The 16,074-nt window shown below is 39.2% G+C and carries 17 protein-coding genes; 11 read left to right on the forward strand and 6 right to left on the reverse strand.

Annotated elements, in window-relative coordinates; translation table 11 throughout:
- Positions 1-22: 22 nt before the first annotated feature.
- The 9 genes from FTU01_RS02560 to FTU01_RS02600 all read left to right on the forward strand — a co-directional run bounded on the left by FTU01_RS02560 (position 23) and on the right by FTU01_RS02600 (position 9,414).
- Positions 23-1,444, forward strand: coding sequence for an FAD-dependent oxidoreductase (locus FTU01_RS02560; RefSeq protein ID WP_180002733.1), 1,422 nt, complete (start codon positions 23-25; stop codon positions 1,442-1,444).
- A gap of 269 nt (positions 1,445-1,713) precedes the next feature.
- Positions 1,714-2,307 carry a LemA family protein gene (locus FTU01_RS02565; RefSeq protein ID WP_218952462.1) on the forward strand — a complete coding sequence of 198 codons (594 nt, stop codon included), beginning with the start codon at positions 1,714-1,716 and terminating at the stop codon, positions 2,305-2,307.
- 37 nt (positions 2,308-2,344) lie between these two features.
- Positions 2,345-3,388 carry a TPM domain-containing protein gene (locus FTU01_RS02570; protein ID WP_180138025.1) on the forward strand — a complete coding sequence of 348 codons (1,044 nt, stop codon included), beginning with the start codon at positions 2,345-2,347 and terminating at the stop codon, positions 3,386-3,388.
- Positions 3,382-3,942, forward strand: a complete 561-nt coding sequence (locus tag FTU01_RS02575; protein WP_180138027.1) for a TPM domain-containing protein — start codon at positions 3,382-3,384, stop codon at positions 3,940-3,942. The genes FTU01_RS02570 and FTU01_RS02575 overlap by 7 nt, the downstream gene beginning before the upstream one ends.
- A 200-nt stretch (positions 3,943-4,142) precedes the next feature.
- Positions 4,143-4,562, forward strand: coding sequence for a prepilin-type N-terminal cleavage/methylation domain-containing protein (locus tag FTU01_RS02580; RefSeq protein ID WP_180138029.1), 420 nt, complete (start codon positions 4,143-4,145; stop codon positions 4,560-4,562).
- Positions 4,563-4,623: 61 nt separating this feature from the next.
- Positions 4,624-5,730, forward strand: coding sequence for an isoprenylcysteine carboxylmethyltransferase family protein (locus tag FTU01_RS02585; protein WP_180138031.1), 1,107 nt, complete (start codon positions 4,624-4,626; stop codon positions 5,728-5,730).
- Entirely contained in the window at positions 5,673-6,878 is a 1,206-nt protein-coding gene (locus FTU01_RS02590; RefSeq protein WP_180138033.1) for a serine hydrolase, read from the forward strand. The genes FTU01_RS02585 and FTU01_RS02590 overlap by 58 nt, the downstream gene beginning before the upstream one ends.
- 95 nt (positions 6,879-6,973) lie before the next feature.
- The gene (gene tfpZ / locus FTU01_RS02595; RefSeq protein WP_180138036.1) at positions 6,974-7,693 is read left to right on the forward strand and encodes a TfpX/TfpZ family type IV pilin accessory protein; all 720 of its coding nucleotides are present in this window, start codon (positions 6,974-6,976) and stop codon (positions 7,691-7,693) included.
- Positions 7,694-7,779: 86 nt separating this feature from the next.
- A complete protein-coding gene (locus FTU01_RS02600) occupies positions 7,780-9,414 on the forward strand; it encodes a PglL family O-oligosaccharyltransferase (protein WP_180138038.1) in 1,635 nt (544 codons plus the stop codon).
- Between the two features lie 52 nt (positions 9,415-9,466).
- Here the strand turns inward: FTU01_RS02600 and bfr are convergent, their stop codons facing one another.
- The 6 genes from bfr to gmk form a co-directional block, all read right to left on the reverse strand.
- Positions 9,467-9,931 carry a bacterioferritin gene (bfr, locus tag FTU01_RS02605; protein ID WP_034705394.1) on the reverse strand — a complete coding sequence of 155 codons (465 nt, stop codon included), beginning with the start codon at positions 9,929-9,931 and terminating at the stop codon, positions 9,467-9,469.
- Positions 9,932-10,157: 226 nt separating this feature from the next.
- A complete protein-coding gene (locus FTU01_RS02610; RefSeq protein ID WP_004787097.1) occupies positions 10,158-10,352 on the reverse strand; it encodes a bacterioferritin-associated ferredoxin in 195 nt (64 codons plus the stop codon).
- 221 nt (positions 10,353-10,573) lie between these two features.
- Positions 10,574-10,957, reverse strand: a complete 384-nt coding sequence (locus FTU01_RS02615; protein ID WP_005233608.1) for a RidA family protein — start codon at positions 10,955-10,957, stop codon at positions 10,574-10,576.
- Positions 10,958-11,032: 75 nt separating this feature from the next.
- Positions 11,033-13,138 carry a bifunctional (p)ppGpp synthetase/guanosine-3',5'-bis(diphosphate) 3'-pyrophosphohydrolase gene (locus FTU01_RS02620; protein WP_180138040.1) on the reverse strand — a complete coding sequence of 702 codons (2,106 nt, stop codon included), beginning with the start codon at positions 13,136-13,138 and terminating at the stop codon, positions 11,033-11,035.
- 217 nt (positions 13,139-13,355) lie between these two features.
- Complete coding sequence (gene rpoZ, locus FTU01_RS02625) at positions 13,356-13,637, reverse strand: DNA-directed RNA polymerase subunit omega (RefSeq protein WP_004650579.1); 282 nt, start codon at positions 13,635-13,637, stop codon at positions 13,356-13,358.
- Positions 13,638-13,714: 77 nt separating this feature from the next.
- Positions 13,715-14,338 carry a guanylate kinase gene (gene gmk, locus FTU01_RS02630; protein WP_179992166.1) on the reverse strand — a complete coding sequence of 208 codons (624 nt, stop codon included), beginning with the start codon at positions 14,336-14,338 and terminating at the stop codon, positions 13,715-13,717.
- Positions 14,339-14,473: 135 nt separating this feature from the next.
- On the opposite strand from gmk, the gene ispH reads away from it, so the two are divergent.
- Positions 14,474-15,424: a 4-hydroxy-3-methylbut-2-enyl diphosphate reductase gene (gene ispH / locus FTU01_RS02635; protein WP_104425648.1), complete on the forward strand. Its 951-nt coding sequence runs from the start codon at positions 14,474-14,476 to the stop codon at positions 15,422-15,424.
- Between the two features lie 162 nt (positions 15,425-15,586).
- Positions 15,587-16,072, forward strand: coding sequence for a prepilin-type N-terminal cleavage/methylation domain-containing protein (locus FTU01_RS02640; protein WP_180138042.1), 486 nt, complete (start codon positions 15,587-15,589; stop codon positions 16,070-16,072).
- Positions 16,073-16,074 lie beyond the last annotated feature (2 nt).

Below are 16,074 nucleotides of genomic sequence, written 5' to 3' on the forward strand. Positions count from 1 at the left end.
GGGTCTACCCACGGAGAGAGAGATGGCAGAGCGCCTAAATAATGACTTTCAATTCCTGGATGTCGCACGCCAAGATCCAGAGAAAAAAGAGATTGACGTCCGCAAAGCAGAATTTGTGGAAATTTATAAACCTTTCACAACAGAAGTGGCTGCAAATCAGTCACATCGTTGTCTAGGTTGTGGTAACCCGTACTGTGAATGGAAATGTCCGGTTCATAACTACATTCCAAACTGGTTGAAGTTACTTGCAGAAGGCCGTATTTTTCAAGCAGCAGAACTGTGTCACCAGACCAATACTTTACCAGAAGTTTGTGGTCGTGTTTGTCCTCAAGACCGTCTGTGTGAAGGTGCTTGTACCTTGAATGATGGTTTTGGTGCAGTCACAATTGGTAATGCCGAGAAATATATTAATGACACCGCTTTCGCTTTAGGCTGGCGTCCAGACATGTCTCATGTGAAATGGACTGACAAGAAGGTTGCTATCATTGGAGCAGGTCCTGCCGGTCTAGGCTGTGCTGATATTCTGGTACGTAATGGTGTTAAACCTGTTGTATTTGATAAACGTCCTGAAATTGGTGGTCTGCTGACTTTCGGTATCCCAGAATTCAAGATGGAAAAAGACGTGATGAAACGCCGTCGTGAAATCTTCACGGGTATGGGTGTTGAATTCCGTCTGAATACTGAAATTGGTACAGATGTCACCATTGACCAGTTACTTGCTGACTATGATGCTGTCTTTATGGGTATGGGAACATACACTTATATGAAAGGTGGCTTTGCTGGTGAAGATCTGGATGGTGTATATGATGCACTGGATTTCCTGATTGCTAACGTAAACCGTTGCCAGGGTTGGGAAAAAGATCCATCCGAATACATCAGCGTTGAAGGCAAGAAAGTGATTGTCTTAGGTGGTGGTGATACCGCGATGGACTGTAACCGTACTTCAATCCGTCAAGGTGCTGAGTCAGTGGTTTGTGCTTATCGTCGTGATGAAGCGAATATGCCGGGTTCACGTCGTGAAGTAAAAAATGCGCGTGAAGAAGGTGTGGAATTCCAGTTTAACCGTCAGCCTATCGAAATCGTGGGTGAAAATGGCAAAGTGACTGGCGTCAAAGTGGTAACGACTCAACTGGGTGAACCAGACAGCCGTGGCCGCCGTAGCCCAGAACCAATTCCAGGTTCAGAAGAAATTCTGCCTGCAGATGCGGTATTGCTGGCATTTGGTTTCCGTACCAGCCCTGCAGACTGGTTCACTGACGTAGAAATCAACTTGGATGGTTCAGGTCGCGTACTTGCAGCCGAGCAGCAGCAATACAAATTCCAGACTTCAAATCCAAAAATCTTTGCTGGTGGCGACATGGTCCGTGGTTCTGACCTGGTCGTGACTGCGATCTGGGAAGGTCGTCAGGCTGCAGAAGGTATTCTCGATTATCTTGATATTTAATCTAATTTAATCATCTATTTAAAAAAAACCCGCTACGGCGGGTTTTTTACTTTCTTTTTTTTCTCATTAAGTCAGCTTAATCCTAAGAGTTTATAAAAATATATATTTGAACTTATCAATATATCCAATATTAATTCGTAGCTCTGAAGCAGAACAGAAAGAATAAGAACAATATAAGTAAAAAATTATAAAAATTAACAAAAAATGAGAAAAATATGTTTAAAATCAAATTAATTAAATAAATATCAATAAAGAATTGAGGAGAAAAGATGATTCCTGTATTAAAAAAATCTTTCATTGCTCTGATGTTAGCCAGTACGCTTACGCTTACAGGTTGTGGCTATAACACCTTACAAGTTAAGGATGAGGCGGTGACTGCGGCATGGTCTGAAGTACAAAACCAGTATCAGCGTCGTGCTGACTTGGTGCCAAATTTAGTGAATGTTGTCAAAGGCTATGCCTCACATGAAGAGCAGGTATTGACTGAAGTGACTCAGGCACGTGCCAATGTGGCAGGCTTAAAAGTCGACCGTGAAGTGCTGGAAGATCCTGAATTGTTCCAGCGTTATCAGGAAGCGCAGGCACAAATGACCAGTGCCTTGTCACGTCTACTGGCAGTAACTGAAAATTATCCTGATCTGAAAGCCAACGAGCAGTTCCGCGATCTGCAGGTACAACTTGAAGGTACTGAAAACCGTATTGCAGTAGCACGTAACCGCTATATTACCACTGTACAAGATTTCAACTCTTATGCACGTCAGTTCCCGCAGGTGATGACAGCCAAAGTTATTGGGATGGATACCAAGCCAAACTTTAGTGCAGAACAGAGTGCCCAACAGGCACCTAAGGTTTCATTTGATTAAGCTTGATCTTGGGTAATCTGCTAATAAGGTGGCTGCAATGATGCATATAAGCGCTGTAAAACTTTGTACAGGTATATTTCTCAGCCTCATTATGAGCCTGATGAATCCTGCCTGGAGTGAAACAGCAACAGCAACTGATACAGAAGAAGTGATTGTTGCACGTGAAATTTTGCAGCCTAAAACGAATACTACGGATCAAAATGTAGAATCTGCAGATACAGCACCGCAGCGCCAAATTGCCAATGATATGGCAGAAGGTCAGGTTCAGCGCGACTTGCCCACCATGAATGAGCCGGTGATTGATCAGGCAAATTTATTAACGGCAGCAGAAAAACAACAACTTAGTCAACGAATCATCAATCTTTATCAGGCAGGTAAGGCTCAGATTGGCGTAGTGATTGTCCCTACTACGGGCCAGGAAGATATTTTTGACTATTCCATGCGTGTGGCAGATCGCTGGCAACTGGGATCAAAAGAACATGATAATGGTCTGTTAATGACCATTGCAGTAAATGATCATCGTATCCAGATTTTAACGGGTTATGGGCTAGAAGGTGTTCTGCCAGATATTGTGGCTGGACGGATTATTAATAACAAAATTACGCCTTTGTTTAAGCAGGGTCAGTATGCGCAAGGGATAGATGCCGGTCTGGCAGAAATCGAGCGTATTCTAAATCTGGATCCAGAAATTGCAGCTCAAGCAGCGGCTGAGCTTAAAGAACGTCAGGAACAGGCTTATAAAGCGCAGCAAGCATCTCAAGCGACTTTTGGTTCGGTTATTTTTATTATCGTCGCTGGTGTTATTGGTTCCATGATCTTTGGCAGAAAGCTGAGTGCGGCTACTGCTGCAGTGGCTGGAACTGCAGCTGGATTAGTCAATGGTATGGGATTGGTCGCTAGCCTATTAATTGGTGCTGGAGTTTTCTTTTTGCTCGTGACCTCACTGGCACAGCTGATTTTGCAAATGTTCCTATCCGGTGGTGGGCGAGGTGGCGGCGGTGGGCGTAGTGGTGGTTTTGGCGGCGGCTTCGGTGGAGGCGGCGGCGGTTTTGGTGGGGGAGGCGCATCAGGCTCATGGTAACGACAACAGATTCGACAGAAATCGTCACACAACCTAAATTACAACATGAGGTAAAGCCGAGTTTTAAGCGTTGGCTAAAACATGTCTTTTACTTGCCTGCGACTAAGCGTTTTTTTAGTAAGCAAGACCAACATGCAATTGCGCTTGCAGTAGAACAAGCTGAGCATGGACATGTGGGGGAGATTCAAGTAGTCATTGAAGGCTGTTTGCCATCACGGCTTGCGTATATTCAAGATTGTAAAAGCCGTGCTAGACAACTCTTTGCTGAACTTGGCGTATGGGATACCGAATATAACAGCGGTGTGTTGTTGTATTTAAACTTATGCGAACGTCAGGTTGAAATTGTAATTGATCGGGGTATTCAAAAAGCTACTGATCAAACCATATGGGATGACATTTGCCAAAATATCATTCAGCAGTTAAAGCAGCAGCACTATCGTGACGGGGTGACGCAGGGAATTTTAGAGATTGGGCTGGTACTCGATGCCTACTATGATCGAAAAATAAATGATACTGAAAACGAGTTATCCAATCAGCCGATTATTTTAGGGTAACTTTACTGCGGAATCTGACAATTTTTGTCAATCAGTGACACAAAAGGAAACATGAAAACGACATTTAGAAAAATAATTTTTTAAAGTGCTGTTTTTTTTGTCAAAAATATTATAATAAAACTTGGCACAGTTGATGCTAACTATAATTAGCTTTAATTTTTTTAAGCTTTATAAATAACAAAACATTTGTGGAGAATGTTATGAAATCAGTTCAAAAGGGTTTTACTCTTATCGAATTAATGATCGTGGTAGCGATTATTGGTATTCTTGCTGCGATTGCACTTCCTGCGTATCAAACTTATGTGCAAAAGTCAGCAAACAATGCATGTTTAGGCGAAGCTAAATCAGCAGTAAATGCGGCTATTGCTGAAATGGCATCAGAAGGCTATTTGGTTAGTACTTATACTCCTGCTGCTTGTGCAAACTCAAATGAAACAACTACTTCAGTTACAGCACTAACAGCCAGTGGAACAAGCAAGAAGCTTGACAGTACTACAACATCATCTTTAAGTTTCCGCCCTCAAACGCGTGGATCTTCAGGTGATGTTCGTGTAACTACTTGTGATACAGCTACAGGTACATGTGAATTAGCTACAGCAGCTCCTTCTACTGGTGGCTAATCATTCCTCAGTAAAAAAGCTGCTATAAGGCAGCTTTTTTATTGTATAAATGGGGTTAAAATTGAAAGAATCGATAGTATTAATTGGGGCTTTTTTATTTTATTTATGTATATTTAAAAGTATTAATATTTTAATTAGTATTGAATTAAAAGTTTTACTTATTATTTCGATGTCATTTTTTACTGTTATGTTAATTTTTGTAAATAAAAAAAATATTAAAATAAATTTTAAATATGAATTTATAAAAAAAACATTGATTGAGTTTTTATTTTTTTTATTGATTTCACTTTTATATGCAAAAATAATGAAAGAGTATTTCGGTCAACATATTTTTTCTTATTATTATGCAGATGTTCTAATTTTTTCACCTTTTTTAGTTATATTTTACTTAGGGTTGGTTTCTTGTGGTTATAAGCGTAAAGAAGATGTATTTTTTTATGGAGATAAACGTAAATTAATTCCTAAATTTTTGATAAAAATTTTCTTTTTGACATTTATTTATGGTTCATTATCTATATGTTTGACAGAAATATTAACCATACCAAGTTTTAATATAAATCAAGTTGACTATTATATTTATCTTTTAGGACTGACATTTGATGTTTTAATTGCACTTTTTGGCTATACCTTTGCTTCACATTGGTTTTGTAATAGAGTAGAAAGTATTGATAATAGTCTTAAGGGGTGGTTAGTTTGTATTATATGTTATCCACCCTTTTTATATTTCTATAAAATTTTACTATCTCAAGTTGATAACTATACTTGGGGAGATTGGGCAAAAGGCCAATGGTATTACTATCCCTGGTTGATTTTGATCATGACAACATGGTTGTTGTATTGGGTTTCTAATGCTCACTTTGGATTTAAATTTGCAAATTTAAGTTGGCGTGGGTTGGTAGATCAAGGGTTATATAAGCACTTTCGTCATCCTAGTTATTTATTTAAAAATATTTATTGGTGGGCATACACAGTGCCTTTTTTTGGAGTAATGGGTTTTGATCTCATTCATAACTTTTTGGCAATGTCTGCAATCAGTTTAATCTATTATTTGAGAGCAAAAACTGAAGAAAAACATTTACTACGCTTTCCTGAATATCAACAGTACTATCAATGGGTAGAACAGCATGGCTTTTTTGCAAAAATAAAAAAATGGTTAAAGATTCATTAAGCAGAAAACTAATTTTTTTCGTGCTACTCATACTATTTGTGTATTTAGCTATTTTTGTGACAAAAATAGGGGAAAGAACATTGGCGCGAATAGTTTTGTCTAAAATTTCAGAAGACAGTATTCGTTGTGATACTTTAGCTCCAAAGTGGATGCCCATGTTACTCAAAGAAATTATTCAAAAAGACGATATTTTAACAAATCAACTTGTATATATTGACTCACACAGTAATAAATACGGTTGCATTAGTAGTAGTTCGATATTTAAAGTAAAAAAGATTAATCATAATACTAGGTTTAAATATGCAAGCCTTACTAAAGTGTTGACGCATTATGTAGTTTTAGATTTGGCAAAGCAAAAAAAAATTAATTTAGAAGATGGTTTTACTGAATATTTTCCTGAGCTTAATAGTTTTAAAGATAAGCGAATTAAAAAAATTAAAGTTTTTGATCTATTACAACATCGGTCTGGATTTGATCATAAAAAAAGTCAAGATCCTTTTTTTGATTTCAATCAAAAACCATGGTGTGCTTATGATGTTCATCATTTAACAAAAATAACCCTAGATTTTGATCCTGATGCTCAATATTGTTACGATAACCGAAATACTTGTTTACTCGGGGTTTTAATTGAGAGGGTAACAGGTAAGTCATTCCGTGAATATATTATAGATCGTTATAATTTAGATGCATATAATATCAAATTTTCTGACGGAGATAATTTTGTTGATGAAGTGGATTATGACTTTTTAAACAGTTATTTTCTAGATGAAAAAAAACTAAAAAAGATAGATTTTTATGCCTTATCTGCAGTGGGAGGTTTGACAGGAAGTGCTGAGAATTTAGCACTACAACTTCATGCTATGTTTATGAATTCTGATTTGGATATTTTTGCCACATTTGGAAAGGCTAAAAGTCAATGTCAAATAAATGATTTTGGGACTTGTAATGGAGTTGTATTTCGCTCTTATCAAAAATCACAAGAGTTAGCCAAAATGTATTACAGAGTTGGAAGTTTAGGTCCTGCTTCCTCATTGCTTGCAGTGACAGAGCAAAATGAAGTCATTGTTTGGGTCGGAAATGGTTTCAATAGACGAGTAGATCAACATTTTATAGATCAATTCTTATATGAGCATGTTGTTCAACAATAAGCCGTCTAATTTGTACTATTTATGATGTAATTCTATGAAAAATTTATAAAATATTGTGGAAATAACTAGTAATTACTATTGGGGAGTTTTATTAAATGTCTAAACGGCTTAAATTTTTTTTAGGACACCTCTCGATTTCGGTCATTATTGCATTGATCGTTTTATATCTAATTTTTTATGTGTGGTATCCAGTCCCCCTTCATCAAGCGCTTGGTATTACACATTTAACTTTTATGCTTTTAGCAATTGATGTTGTGATCGGACCATTATTTGGTTGGCTGGTTTATAAAGAGGATAAGAAAAGTCTCAAATTTGACTTGGCAATCGTTATTCTTCTGCAAGTGAGCGCGTTTGCATATGGCTTTTACACCATTGCTAAAGGTCGTCCTGCTTGGATTGTTTATGATTCATTGGCCTTTCATATTGTGAGACACAGTGATATAGAAACGAGCCATCTGCATTTAGCTCAACCAAAGTATCAACAACCATCATGGTTTAAGCCTCAAGTTGTTGCTCTGCTCGATACAAAGGATATTCAAAAGACCCATCCAATTCCTAAATTTACAATCGCAATGGATCATCCAATGTATTACACCGATTTAACCAACATGAAGTCTAAAATTGAGAATATTGCTTTTTCGCTTAATGATTTGAAAAGATTTAATAATCCCCAAAAAGTACAACAAGTTTTAAATCAATATCCAATGGCTAACTCATGGCTAGGGTTATCGGGGGTAGAGCAAGACATGGTAGTTTTAATGAATAAAGAAACTGCAGAAGTGATTAAAATCGCCGACCTGCGCCCTTGGAAGTAATCAATTTTTCAAACATCAAAAAGCAGATTACCCAATAATCTGCTTTTTGATTATCATGTGCTAAATTTTTATGATTCATTGACCACATGAAATCCACGCTCGCCCTCATTGCAGCTATCTTGATCTCCCTTGCATGGCTCATGCCTGTTCATTACCGTCCATGGGTGACGTATACAGGTGAGCTCTACGCATTTTTTTCTTTATTTGCTTTGGCTGCAATTTTTCTCAAAGAAAAAATCAAGCTTCCTGTAATCAATCTCCCTTTATTATTACTTGCTTGTATACCTGTAATTCAATTGCTGGCAGGACAAGTATTTTTCTTTAGTACTGCCATGATGGGCATTATTTTTGTTTTTAGCTTTTGGCTGGCAAGTGTACTCGGTTATAACCTTTCAGCAGGAAACTATAAGCGAGAAGAAACTTTTACCAATCTTAGTTATGTATTCCTTGCTTCCGGAACGATTACTGGTTTAATCGCATTGTGTCAATGGTCTAATCTGGATTCTGTATTGCCGGGTATGGTAAATATCAGCGGTAATCAACGGCCCTATGCTAATTTCGCTCAGCCAAATAATATGGCGACTTTTTTGGTCATGGCATTGATGAGCTGCCTTTACTTATATGAAAAGAAAAAAATTCAGACTAAGTGGCTTTTTGTATGTGCCGCAGTAGTTATCATGGGAGTTGCTTTAAGCCAATCACGTACCGCTTGGGTAGCAGCGATTGCAATTATACTGTATCTAGCTTTCTATCAATATAAAGGTGTTATTCGCCTGAAATGGTATTACAGCAGTCTGTGGTTTGGCTTCTTTGTGGCTTGTATTGTCGCTTTTCCTTTACTCAGTCAGTTGGCTGCGCAGGCAATGGATGCGGACGTAGTTCAAAGCCGGGATGTAGTAGCACGTGCAACAGGTGATATGTCTCGTTTAGCGATTTGGCAGCAAATGCTAGCGGCAATTCAGGCACAGCCATGGTTCGGATATGGCTGGTATCAGACCAGTGTTGCCTTCGTCTCGATTAGTGATACAGTGCAGGGTCCGGTCTGGATTCGCAGTGCACATAACTTAATTATTGATTTCTTGCTGTGGAATGGGCTAGTTATTGGTCTGCCTTTCTTAGCCTATTTCGGCTATTTGGGTTATCAAATGCAGCGATGGGTTAAGACCCCTGAGTCTGTCATTGGTATTTTAATGATTGGAGCTTTTCTTACCCATGCCATGTTTGAGTTTCCGCAGCACTATGCCTATTTCCTTTTACCAGTAGGTTTTATTTTAGGTACTGTTCTAGCCCAAAATCCGAATATCAAAACCGTGACCTTACCCGCTATAGCAATGAAAATCATTTTTGGGTTTGGACTACTGTTATTGATCGTGATCTATCGGGATTATGATGTCGCTGTGCCAAAACTTGGGCAAAGTATTCGTTATGAGCAACAGCCCGAAAAAATCACCAATCAACAGCCAATCTATTTATTAACAGAGTTTAATCATCGTATTGACTGGATTCGTCTTAATCCATATAGCAAAGTATCCTCTGAACAGATTCAAGAGGGTGAGCAGATGGTATTAAGTTATCCAACTAAATATAATCTGATTAAATATGCCAAACTGTTAGCTTTTAATGGTTATGAAAATGAAGCCAAGCATCAGCTGCAACGCTTAAAAGTTATTCAAAAAACCGAACTCAGTTATGAAGAATTGATTCAGGATATGCCAAGATAAATTCCCTATAAAAAAGCCAGCATCTGCTGGCTTTCTGATTTTAAATCGAATCTTAGAGCTGACTTTGAATATAGTTTTCGATACCAATACTTTCGATGAGATCTAGCTGAGTCGTAGTCCAGTCCAGATATTCCTCTTCCTTTTCCAGAATTTCTCGCACCAAGTCACGAGTCACATAATCCATCTGTGTTTCTGCCAAAGCCACAGCCTGCTGAATGACTTCAATATTTTCTTTTACTTTGCGTACATCACAATGCAGTACTTCTTGAGTATGCTGACCAATATATAATTTGCCAAGATGTTGCAGGTTTGGTAAGCCTTCCAGAAATAAAATACGTTCAATGATTTTATCGGCGTGCTTCATCTGGCGGATGGATTCTTTATATTCTGCCGAGCCCAGTTTTTCAATGCCCCAGTCATTAAACATGCGTGAATGCAGGAAATACTGGTTAATCGCTGTAAGGTGGTGATACAACACCTGGTTCAGCTGATTAATTACATCACGATTGCCTTTCATCGTATCACTCCATATAGCCTGTTAACCCATTCATCGCTATGGGTTTTTGATTAACTTATCTTAAATCAATCGAGCGAGCAATGGCGAGTAATTTATTGAACTGCAAATGAAAATCGCAATCAAAAAGCTTCAGGTGAAATATAAAGCAATAAAAACCCGCCAGAGTCAGAGGCGGGGGAGGAGTAATGATACGAGACCATTGATTTTATAATTATCGTTATCTGCTTTAAGCAGCAACCGCTAGCCGTGCAGCAATCTGGGAAATTTCATCACTAATGATCATACGGGCTTCAGGAGCACAACGACCACAACACGTCCCTAGATCAAGCATTTCGCGTACATCACGGTAACTTTCGGCGCCATTTGCAATAGCATCTTTAATGTCTTGATCTGTAATGCCACGGCATAGACAAACGTACATAGGATACAACCACAGTGAATAAATAAGATAAGAGATATTATTGATAATTGTTATCGTTTGTCAATAAAAATCATTTGAAAATACTTTTTATAATGATTGATGATTCAGATAAAAAAATAACACCTGAGCGGAAATCCGAGTGCTACTCGGATTTCTGCGCAAGAGCGATTTATAATTTAGAATTAAATATTGCAGGCTGGAGATTTGGTGATTTTTATAACTTATTGATTGATAACGACGATGCCATCCATCTCAACTAAAGCACCTTTCGGTAAACTTGCAACCCCTAAGGCAGCACGTGCCGGATAAGGTTGAGCAAAGTATTCACCCATAATCTGGTTAACGAGTTGAAAATGAGAAAGGTCGGTCAAGAAGATATTCAACTTTGCGATATCAGCTAATGAGCCACCCGCTGCTTCACAAACCGCTTTCAAGTTATCAAAAACACGGCGAATCTGAGCTTCGATGCCTTCAACCAGTTCCATACTATATGGATCCAGACCAATCTGGCCGGATAAATAAAGCGTATCCCCGACTAGAATTGCTTGTGAATAGGTGCCTATGGCAGCTGGGGCATTTTCAGTATGGATCACTTGGCGGGACATCAATTTCTCCTTTAATCATCAACATACATCATATTAGATCAATTCAACTGACAAAAGCATTATCGTTTTAAATGATTAACTGGCTTTAGAGGTTTCAGCAATATTGAGCGGTTGTTCTAAGCGGGTAATACGTGGAAAACCAAAATGCATGCGTAAATCACGAATAATCTTGGCAATCTGTTTACGGTTATGTACCACAATATTTACATAAGTTTTGCCATCATAATTACGTACCATCTCTACACCTGTATGGCCTTTACGACATTGATAAATCAGATCGGAAATCTGTTCATCGTCCATAGCCTGATCAATACAGAGATAGGAAGTAAAGCTGACATCATCCAGATCTTCAGTCGTCCATTGTAGAGGCATAATATTTTCAGGATGCATATGTTGTTCCTGCAATAAATTATGGCAACGGGCACGATGTACAATTAGGCCACGACGAGTCAGATGACCTTGAATTGGATCACCAAGTACCGGGTTGCAGCAATGTGCGTATTTAACATCTACACCTTCTGTACCCTGAATAAGACGACCTGAACTATTCGCATTTTGATGCTGGTCATGTGCAAATAAATGGTTAGCAACCAGTTGTGGTAATAAGTCACCTACAGCAATCTGTTCAAATAGTTGCTCTTTAGTGGGAACATGACGCCATTCCAGTACATTTTTCCAGTCAGCTTCGGTCAGATCGAGAATAGAACACTGGAAAAGTTTTAAGGCACGGTTGAGGGCCTGTTGACCCACAAGGCGCTGTTCATCAATGTCTTGATCGCGCAGGATATTCTGAATCGCGCGACGGGCTTTTTGGGTGTTAATAAAACTGAGCCAGTCCGGGTTTGGGGTTGCAAGAACATCAGTGATAACTTCAACGACCTGACCACTCAATAATGGCGTAGAAAGCGGTTTGGTTTCACCATTAATTTTAGCGCCAATAGCGTGGTTACCCAGGAATAGGCTGGCAGCATAGGCAAAATCAACTGCAGTCGCACCTTGCGGTAATTCATGCAGATGACCGTGAGGGGTATAAACCCAAATTTTTTCCTGATGCAAATAATCCAGTAATTCGCTGAACGTAGTTTTGGCGCATTCACCATCAACCAATACGTTCAGATTTTGCATGGATGCCTGAATAGCAGAGCGACAAGCCTGAGGCGCATTTTCGCCCAGTACAACACCAAAGCGCGCAGCTTTGCGCATTAGTTCAGTTTGAATAGTCAGCGATAAAGTAGTCTTTTCGCCTTTTAAGCGCATAGTTAAAGACTGGTTGCCGCCTGGCAGAGGGCGACGAATATTGTCCTGATAATTTTGAACTGTAAAACTCTCAGTCAGGATATCTGCGAGACGGTCACAGTCGGCAATACTCTGTAAGATAATTTCAAATGCGTGGCTATGGGTAAGTTCCTGCAGATCAATATCATTTTTTACAAAGTGGCGTAATAGCTCGATATTATTGTTTTTCTTTTTAACCCGGCCTTCAATCGCATATTGCTGTAGTAATTCGTTAAGTTTCTGTTCCCATTTGGCCTGATATTCACAACGTTTAGGCTTGGTTTCTAAAAGGGCAGCCTGGACATCATTGTACATATCCAGATCCAGATTCTGATAACAGAGATGTTCCAGATTATCTGCCATTTCATTCATGCCGACCAAGCGTGCCATTGGAACGAAAATTTCAAAGGTTTCGCGGGCAATACGGGCGCGTTTATCCGGGCGTAATGCTTCCAGCGTAGTCATATTGTGATAGCGATCTGCCAGTTTCACAATAATGACACGTGGATCCTGTAGAGTCGCTTGCAGAATTTTACGGAAAGAGGCCGCTTTATTATATTCTTTATCACTGGAATGGCTAAGCTTGGTAACACCATCGACCAGCTCTGCAACCGTGCTGCCAAATTTTTCAGTAATGTCATCTTTATTGAAGTCGGTATCTTCAATGACATCATGCAGCAGCGCTGCCATTAAGGTTTCAGTATCCAGACGCATATGGGCCAAGATACAGCTCACCGCGATAGGGTGCAGAATATAAGGTTCACCACTTTTACGGGTAATGCCATCATGGGCGATATCGGCATAATCACAGGCCGCAAGCACACGTTCGACGTCGCTTTCACTTAAGTACGCGTCGATGATGATTTTTAACTGTTGCTTAGCTTCACTGACCTGTGGGCCTGGCATAAAACACCTTTAAAACTGGATTTTTTAACAAATAAAACAGAAAAAGCTCGTACGAAATGTATAACATAAAGTGGGTCAGTTTTTTCATATCCACAAGTGAAAAATTTATACTGACTTTAGAGCTAACCCTTATGTTATAACCGTTCTGCGCAAAATATAAAAGTCACAGAACAAAAAAAGCCTAGTTTAAAACTAGGCTTTTTGGAATGGTTTATTCTTATTGGAAAGAAAAACCATCTAAATTTAGATTATTTGCAGAAAGAGCAAGGTCTAAACTTGAAGTTTGATAATCTTGATCACGTTGTTTCAAAATATCTTTTGATACATGACCTGCAGCGATTTCACGTAAAGCAACTACAGTCGGTTTGTCATTGTCCCATTCCACAGTTGGTTCAATGCCTTGACGTGCCAATTGACGCGCGCGTTTGCTTGCCACTAGTACAAGCTCAAAGCGGTTGTCTACATGGTCTAAACAATCTTCAACGGTTACGCGTGCCATAAGAATTCTCGTTTTGAATAGTAAATTTCAACAGACTGCACAGTATAAAATGCTTTGTCTGGAGACTCAAGTTTTAATCACTGTTCGCTTGGAGTAATTAGAGCCTGGATCAGTTTTTCATGGCGGGACGCTTGCTGGGAAAGCACCAGTCGATTGGCAATAATCACAGACTCAAGATCATGTAATGCTTTATTAAAGTCATCATTGATAATGACATAATCAAAGTTGACATACTGCTGCATGTCTTCGACTGCACAGCTAAGACGGTGTTCAATCACTTCAACAGAGTCTGTACCACGGTTGGAAAGACGCTGACGCAAATCAAACTGGCTTGGCGGAAGAATGAAAATCTGTTTAGATTCAGGAAAAAGTCGACGGACTTGTTGTGCACCTTGCCAGTCAATTTCAAGTAGTACATCATGACCTTTAGCAAGTTGTTCTTTTACAGTCGCTTGTGCTGTGCCGTAATAATTACCAAAGACTTCGGCATATTCAATAAAACCACCTTCCTCGACCAGGTTTAAAAAGTCTTCTTTAGTCGAGAAATGATAATGTACGCCATCGAGTTCGCCAGGTCGTTGACCGCGTGTCGTATGAGAAACAGAAACATGAAGATTGTTGACGCGTTCAAGTAATGCTTTAACGAGGGATGTTTTGCCCGTTCCAGACGCTGCAGAAACGACAAACAAGAGACCCGACATGATATTTTTCCTGATATGATAAAATATCTTCTCTATTTTAGAGTAGACCGGCTTTAAACTAAATAGTTGTACGTCGATTGTTTTACATTTATTTCAATTGTAGCGCCATAAATTGAGTGAGTATTGAGGATTTCTATGGAAATTGTTTTAGCTAACCCGCGTGGTTTCTGTGCCGGTGTGGATCGTGCCATTGCGATCGTGAACCGTGCCCTAGAATGCTTTAATCCACCCATTTATGTGCGTCATGAAGTGGTGCATAACAAATTTGTGGTTGATGACTTACGTCAGCGCGGTGCGATCTTTGTCGATGAGCTAGATGAAGTTCCAGATGACAATATCGTGATTTTTAGTGCACATGGGGTGTCTAAGGCTGTGCAGCAGGAAGCCGAACGCCGAGGTTTAAAAGTTTTTGATGCGACCTGTCCATTGGTCACTAAAGTACATATTGAAGTGACCAAATATGCCCGTGAGGGAGTAGAAGCGATTCTGATTGGTCATGAGGGTCACCCAGAAGTTGAAGGCACTATGGGGCAATATGATAAAAATAATGGTGGTGACATTTATCTGGTCGAAGATGAAGAGGATGTTGCAGCTTTAACTGTGCGTAATCCTGAAAAAGTCGCTTTTGTAACCCAAACGACTTTGTCGATTGACGATACAGCGAAAGTCATTGATGCGCTTCGCAAAAAATTTCCGAATATTCAAGGTCCACGCAAAGATGATATTTGCTATGCGACACAAAACCGCCAGGATGCTGTACGTGATTTAGCTGCACGTTGCGATGTTGTGTTGGTTGTAGGATCACCGAATTCATCCAATTCAAATCGCTTGCGCGAACTGGCGGAACGTATGGGTAAAGCAGCCTATTTGGTTGATAATGCAGATGAGCTCAAGCAGGAATGGTTTACCAATATTTCTAAAATTGGGGTAACCGCAGGTGCTTCCGCCCCGGAAATTTTAATTAAGCAGGTGATTCAGCGTTTACAGGATTGGGGTGCACAGGCACCCAAAGAGCTGGATGGGCGAGAAGAGAATATCACCTTTAGTTTGCCGAAAGAGTTACGTATTCCTGTAACACAGGCTTAAATTGTTAACTATTTAACAATTTATTTTTTATTAAAAAATAAGCAGATAGCTATAATATGACAGTTATCTGTTTTTTTATGCCTTTTATCTACTCTGTGTAGGTTTTGTAAAATTTATAGATATTATTTTTAATAGGGGAAAGTTTTGGAGCTGGGGAAGAGTGTGCAAAAGAATAAAGGTTTTACGTTAATTGAGCTCATGGTGACGATTGCAGTATTGGCAATTGTAGCAAGTATTGCTGCTCCAAAATTTCAGGATACGATGGATAAAAGATCTATTCAAAGAACTTCTACAGATTTAGAGAAAGCTTTAGTACAAGCACGAGCAGATGCAGTTTTATACCGTAAAGAAGTTACTGTTTATTTTGGTGTTAATGGTATTGACGATCCTGCTCATCGCTATTGGAAGCCTGCCGAAGGTGTAACGTTGTCATTTATTGAGGGTACATGTACAGGAACTACATGGTCTCAGGCTGTGATGAGATCTCCGCTTGCTTTCATTAAATTTCTACCTCAAGGGAATGTAAGTGGATTGCCTGCAAATTTAGAAATAAAAATAACAAATGCTAGTACTCAAAATTATATTACTTTAACTAATTTTGGTCGAGTGTCATCTAGCAAAACCTCTGCATTTGTTGGGAGTTGTTAACA

It is taken from the genome of Acinetobacter sp. YH12043, from assembly GCF_013419915.1.
Classification (GTDB): domain Bacteria; phylum Pseudomonadota; class Gammaproteobacteria; order Pseudomonadales; family Moraxellaceae; genus Acinetobacter.

Excerpts from the sequence above, each read along its gene's own strand:
- gmk (WP_179992166.1), bottom strand. The coding sequence starts at position 14,338 with ATGTCGGGTCTCTTGTTTGTCGTTTCTGCAGCGTCTGGAACGGGCAAA.
- bfr (WP_034705394.1), bottom strand. The coding sequence starts at position 9,931 with ATGAAAGGCAATCGTGATGTAATTAATCAGCTGAACCAGGTGTTGTAT.
- FTU01_RS02570 (WP_180138025.1), top strand. The coding sequence starts at position 2,345 with ATGATGCATATAAGCGCTGTAAAACTTTGTACAGGTATATTTCTCAGC.
- FTU01_RS02565 (WP_218952462.1), top strand. The coding sequence starts at position 1,714 with ATGATTCCTGTATTAAAAAAATCTTTCATTGCTCTGATGTTAGCCAGT.
- FTU01_RS02600 (WP_180138038.1), top strand. The coding sequence starts at position 7,780 with ATGAAATCCACGCTCGCCCTCATTGCAGCTATCTTGATCTCCCTTGCA.
- ispH (WP_104425648.1), top strand. The coding sequence starts at position 14,474 with ATGGAAATTGTTTTAGCTAACCCGCGTGGTTTCTGTGCCGGTGTGGAT.
- FTU01_RS02575 (WP_180138027.1), top strand. The coding sequence starts at position 3,382 with ATGGTAACGACAACAGATTCGACAGAAATCGTCACACAACCTAAATTA.
- FTU01_RS02590 (WP_180138033.1), top strand. The coding sequence starts at position 5,673 with ATGGGTAGAACAGCATGGCTTTTTTGCAAAAATAAAAAAATGGTTAAA.
- FTU01_RS02610 (WP_004787097.1), bottom strand. The coding sequence starts at position 10,352 with ATGTACGTTTGTCTATGCCGTGGCATTACAGATCAAGACATTAAAGAT.
- FTU01_RS02615 (WP_005233608.1), bottom strand. The coding sequence starts at position 10,957 with ATGTCCCGCCAAGTGATCCATACTGAAAATGCCCCAGCTGCCATAGGC.
- tfpZ (WP_180138036.1), top strand. The coding sequence starts at position 6,974 with ATGTCTAAACGGCTTAAATTTTTTTTAGGACACCTCTCGATTTCGGTC.
- rpoZ (WP_004650579.1), bottom strand. The coding sequence starts at position 13,637 with ATGGCACGCGTAACCGTTGAAGATTGTTTAGACCATGTAGACAACCGC.
- FTU01_RS02560 (WP_180002733.1), top strand. The coding sequence starts at position 23 with ATGGCAGAGCGCCTAAATAATGACTTTCAATTCCTGGATGTCGCACGC.
- FTU01_RS02580 (WP_180138029.1), top strand. The coding sequence starts at position 4,143 with ATGAAATCAGTTCAAAAGGGTTTTACTCTTATCGAATTAATGATCGTG.
- FTU01_RS02620 (WP_180138040.1), bottom strand. The coding sequence starts at position 13,138 with ATGCCAGGCCCACAGGTCAGTGAAGCTAAGCAACAGTTAAAAATCATC.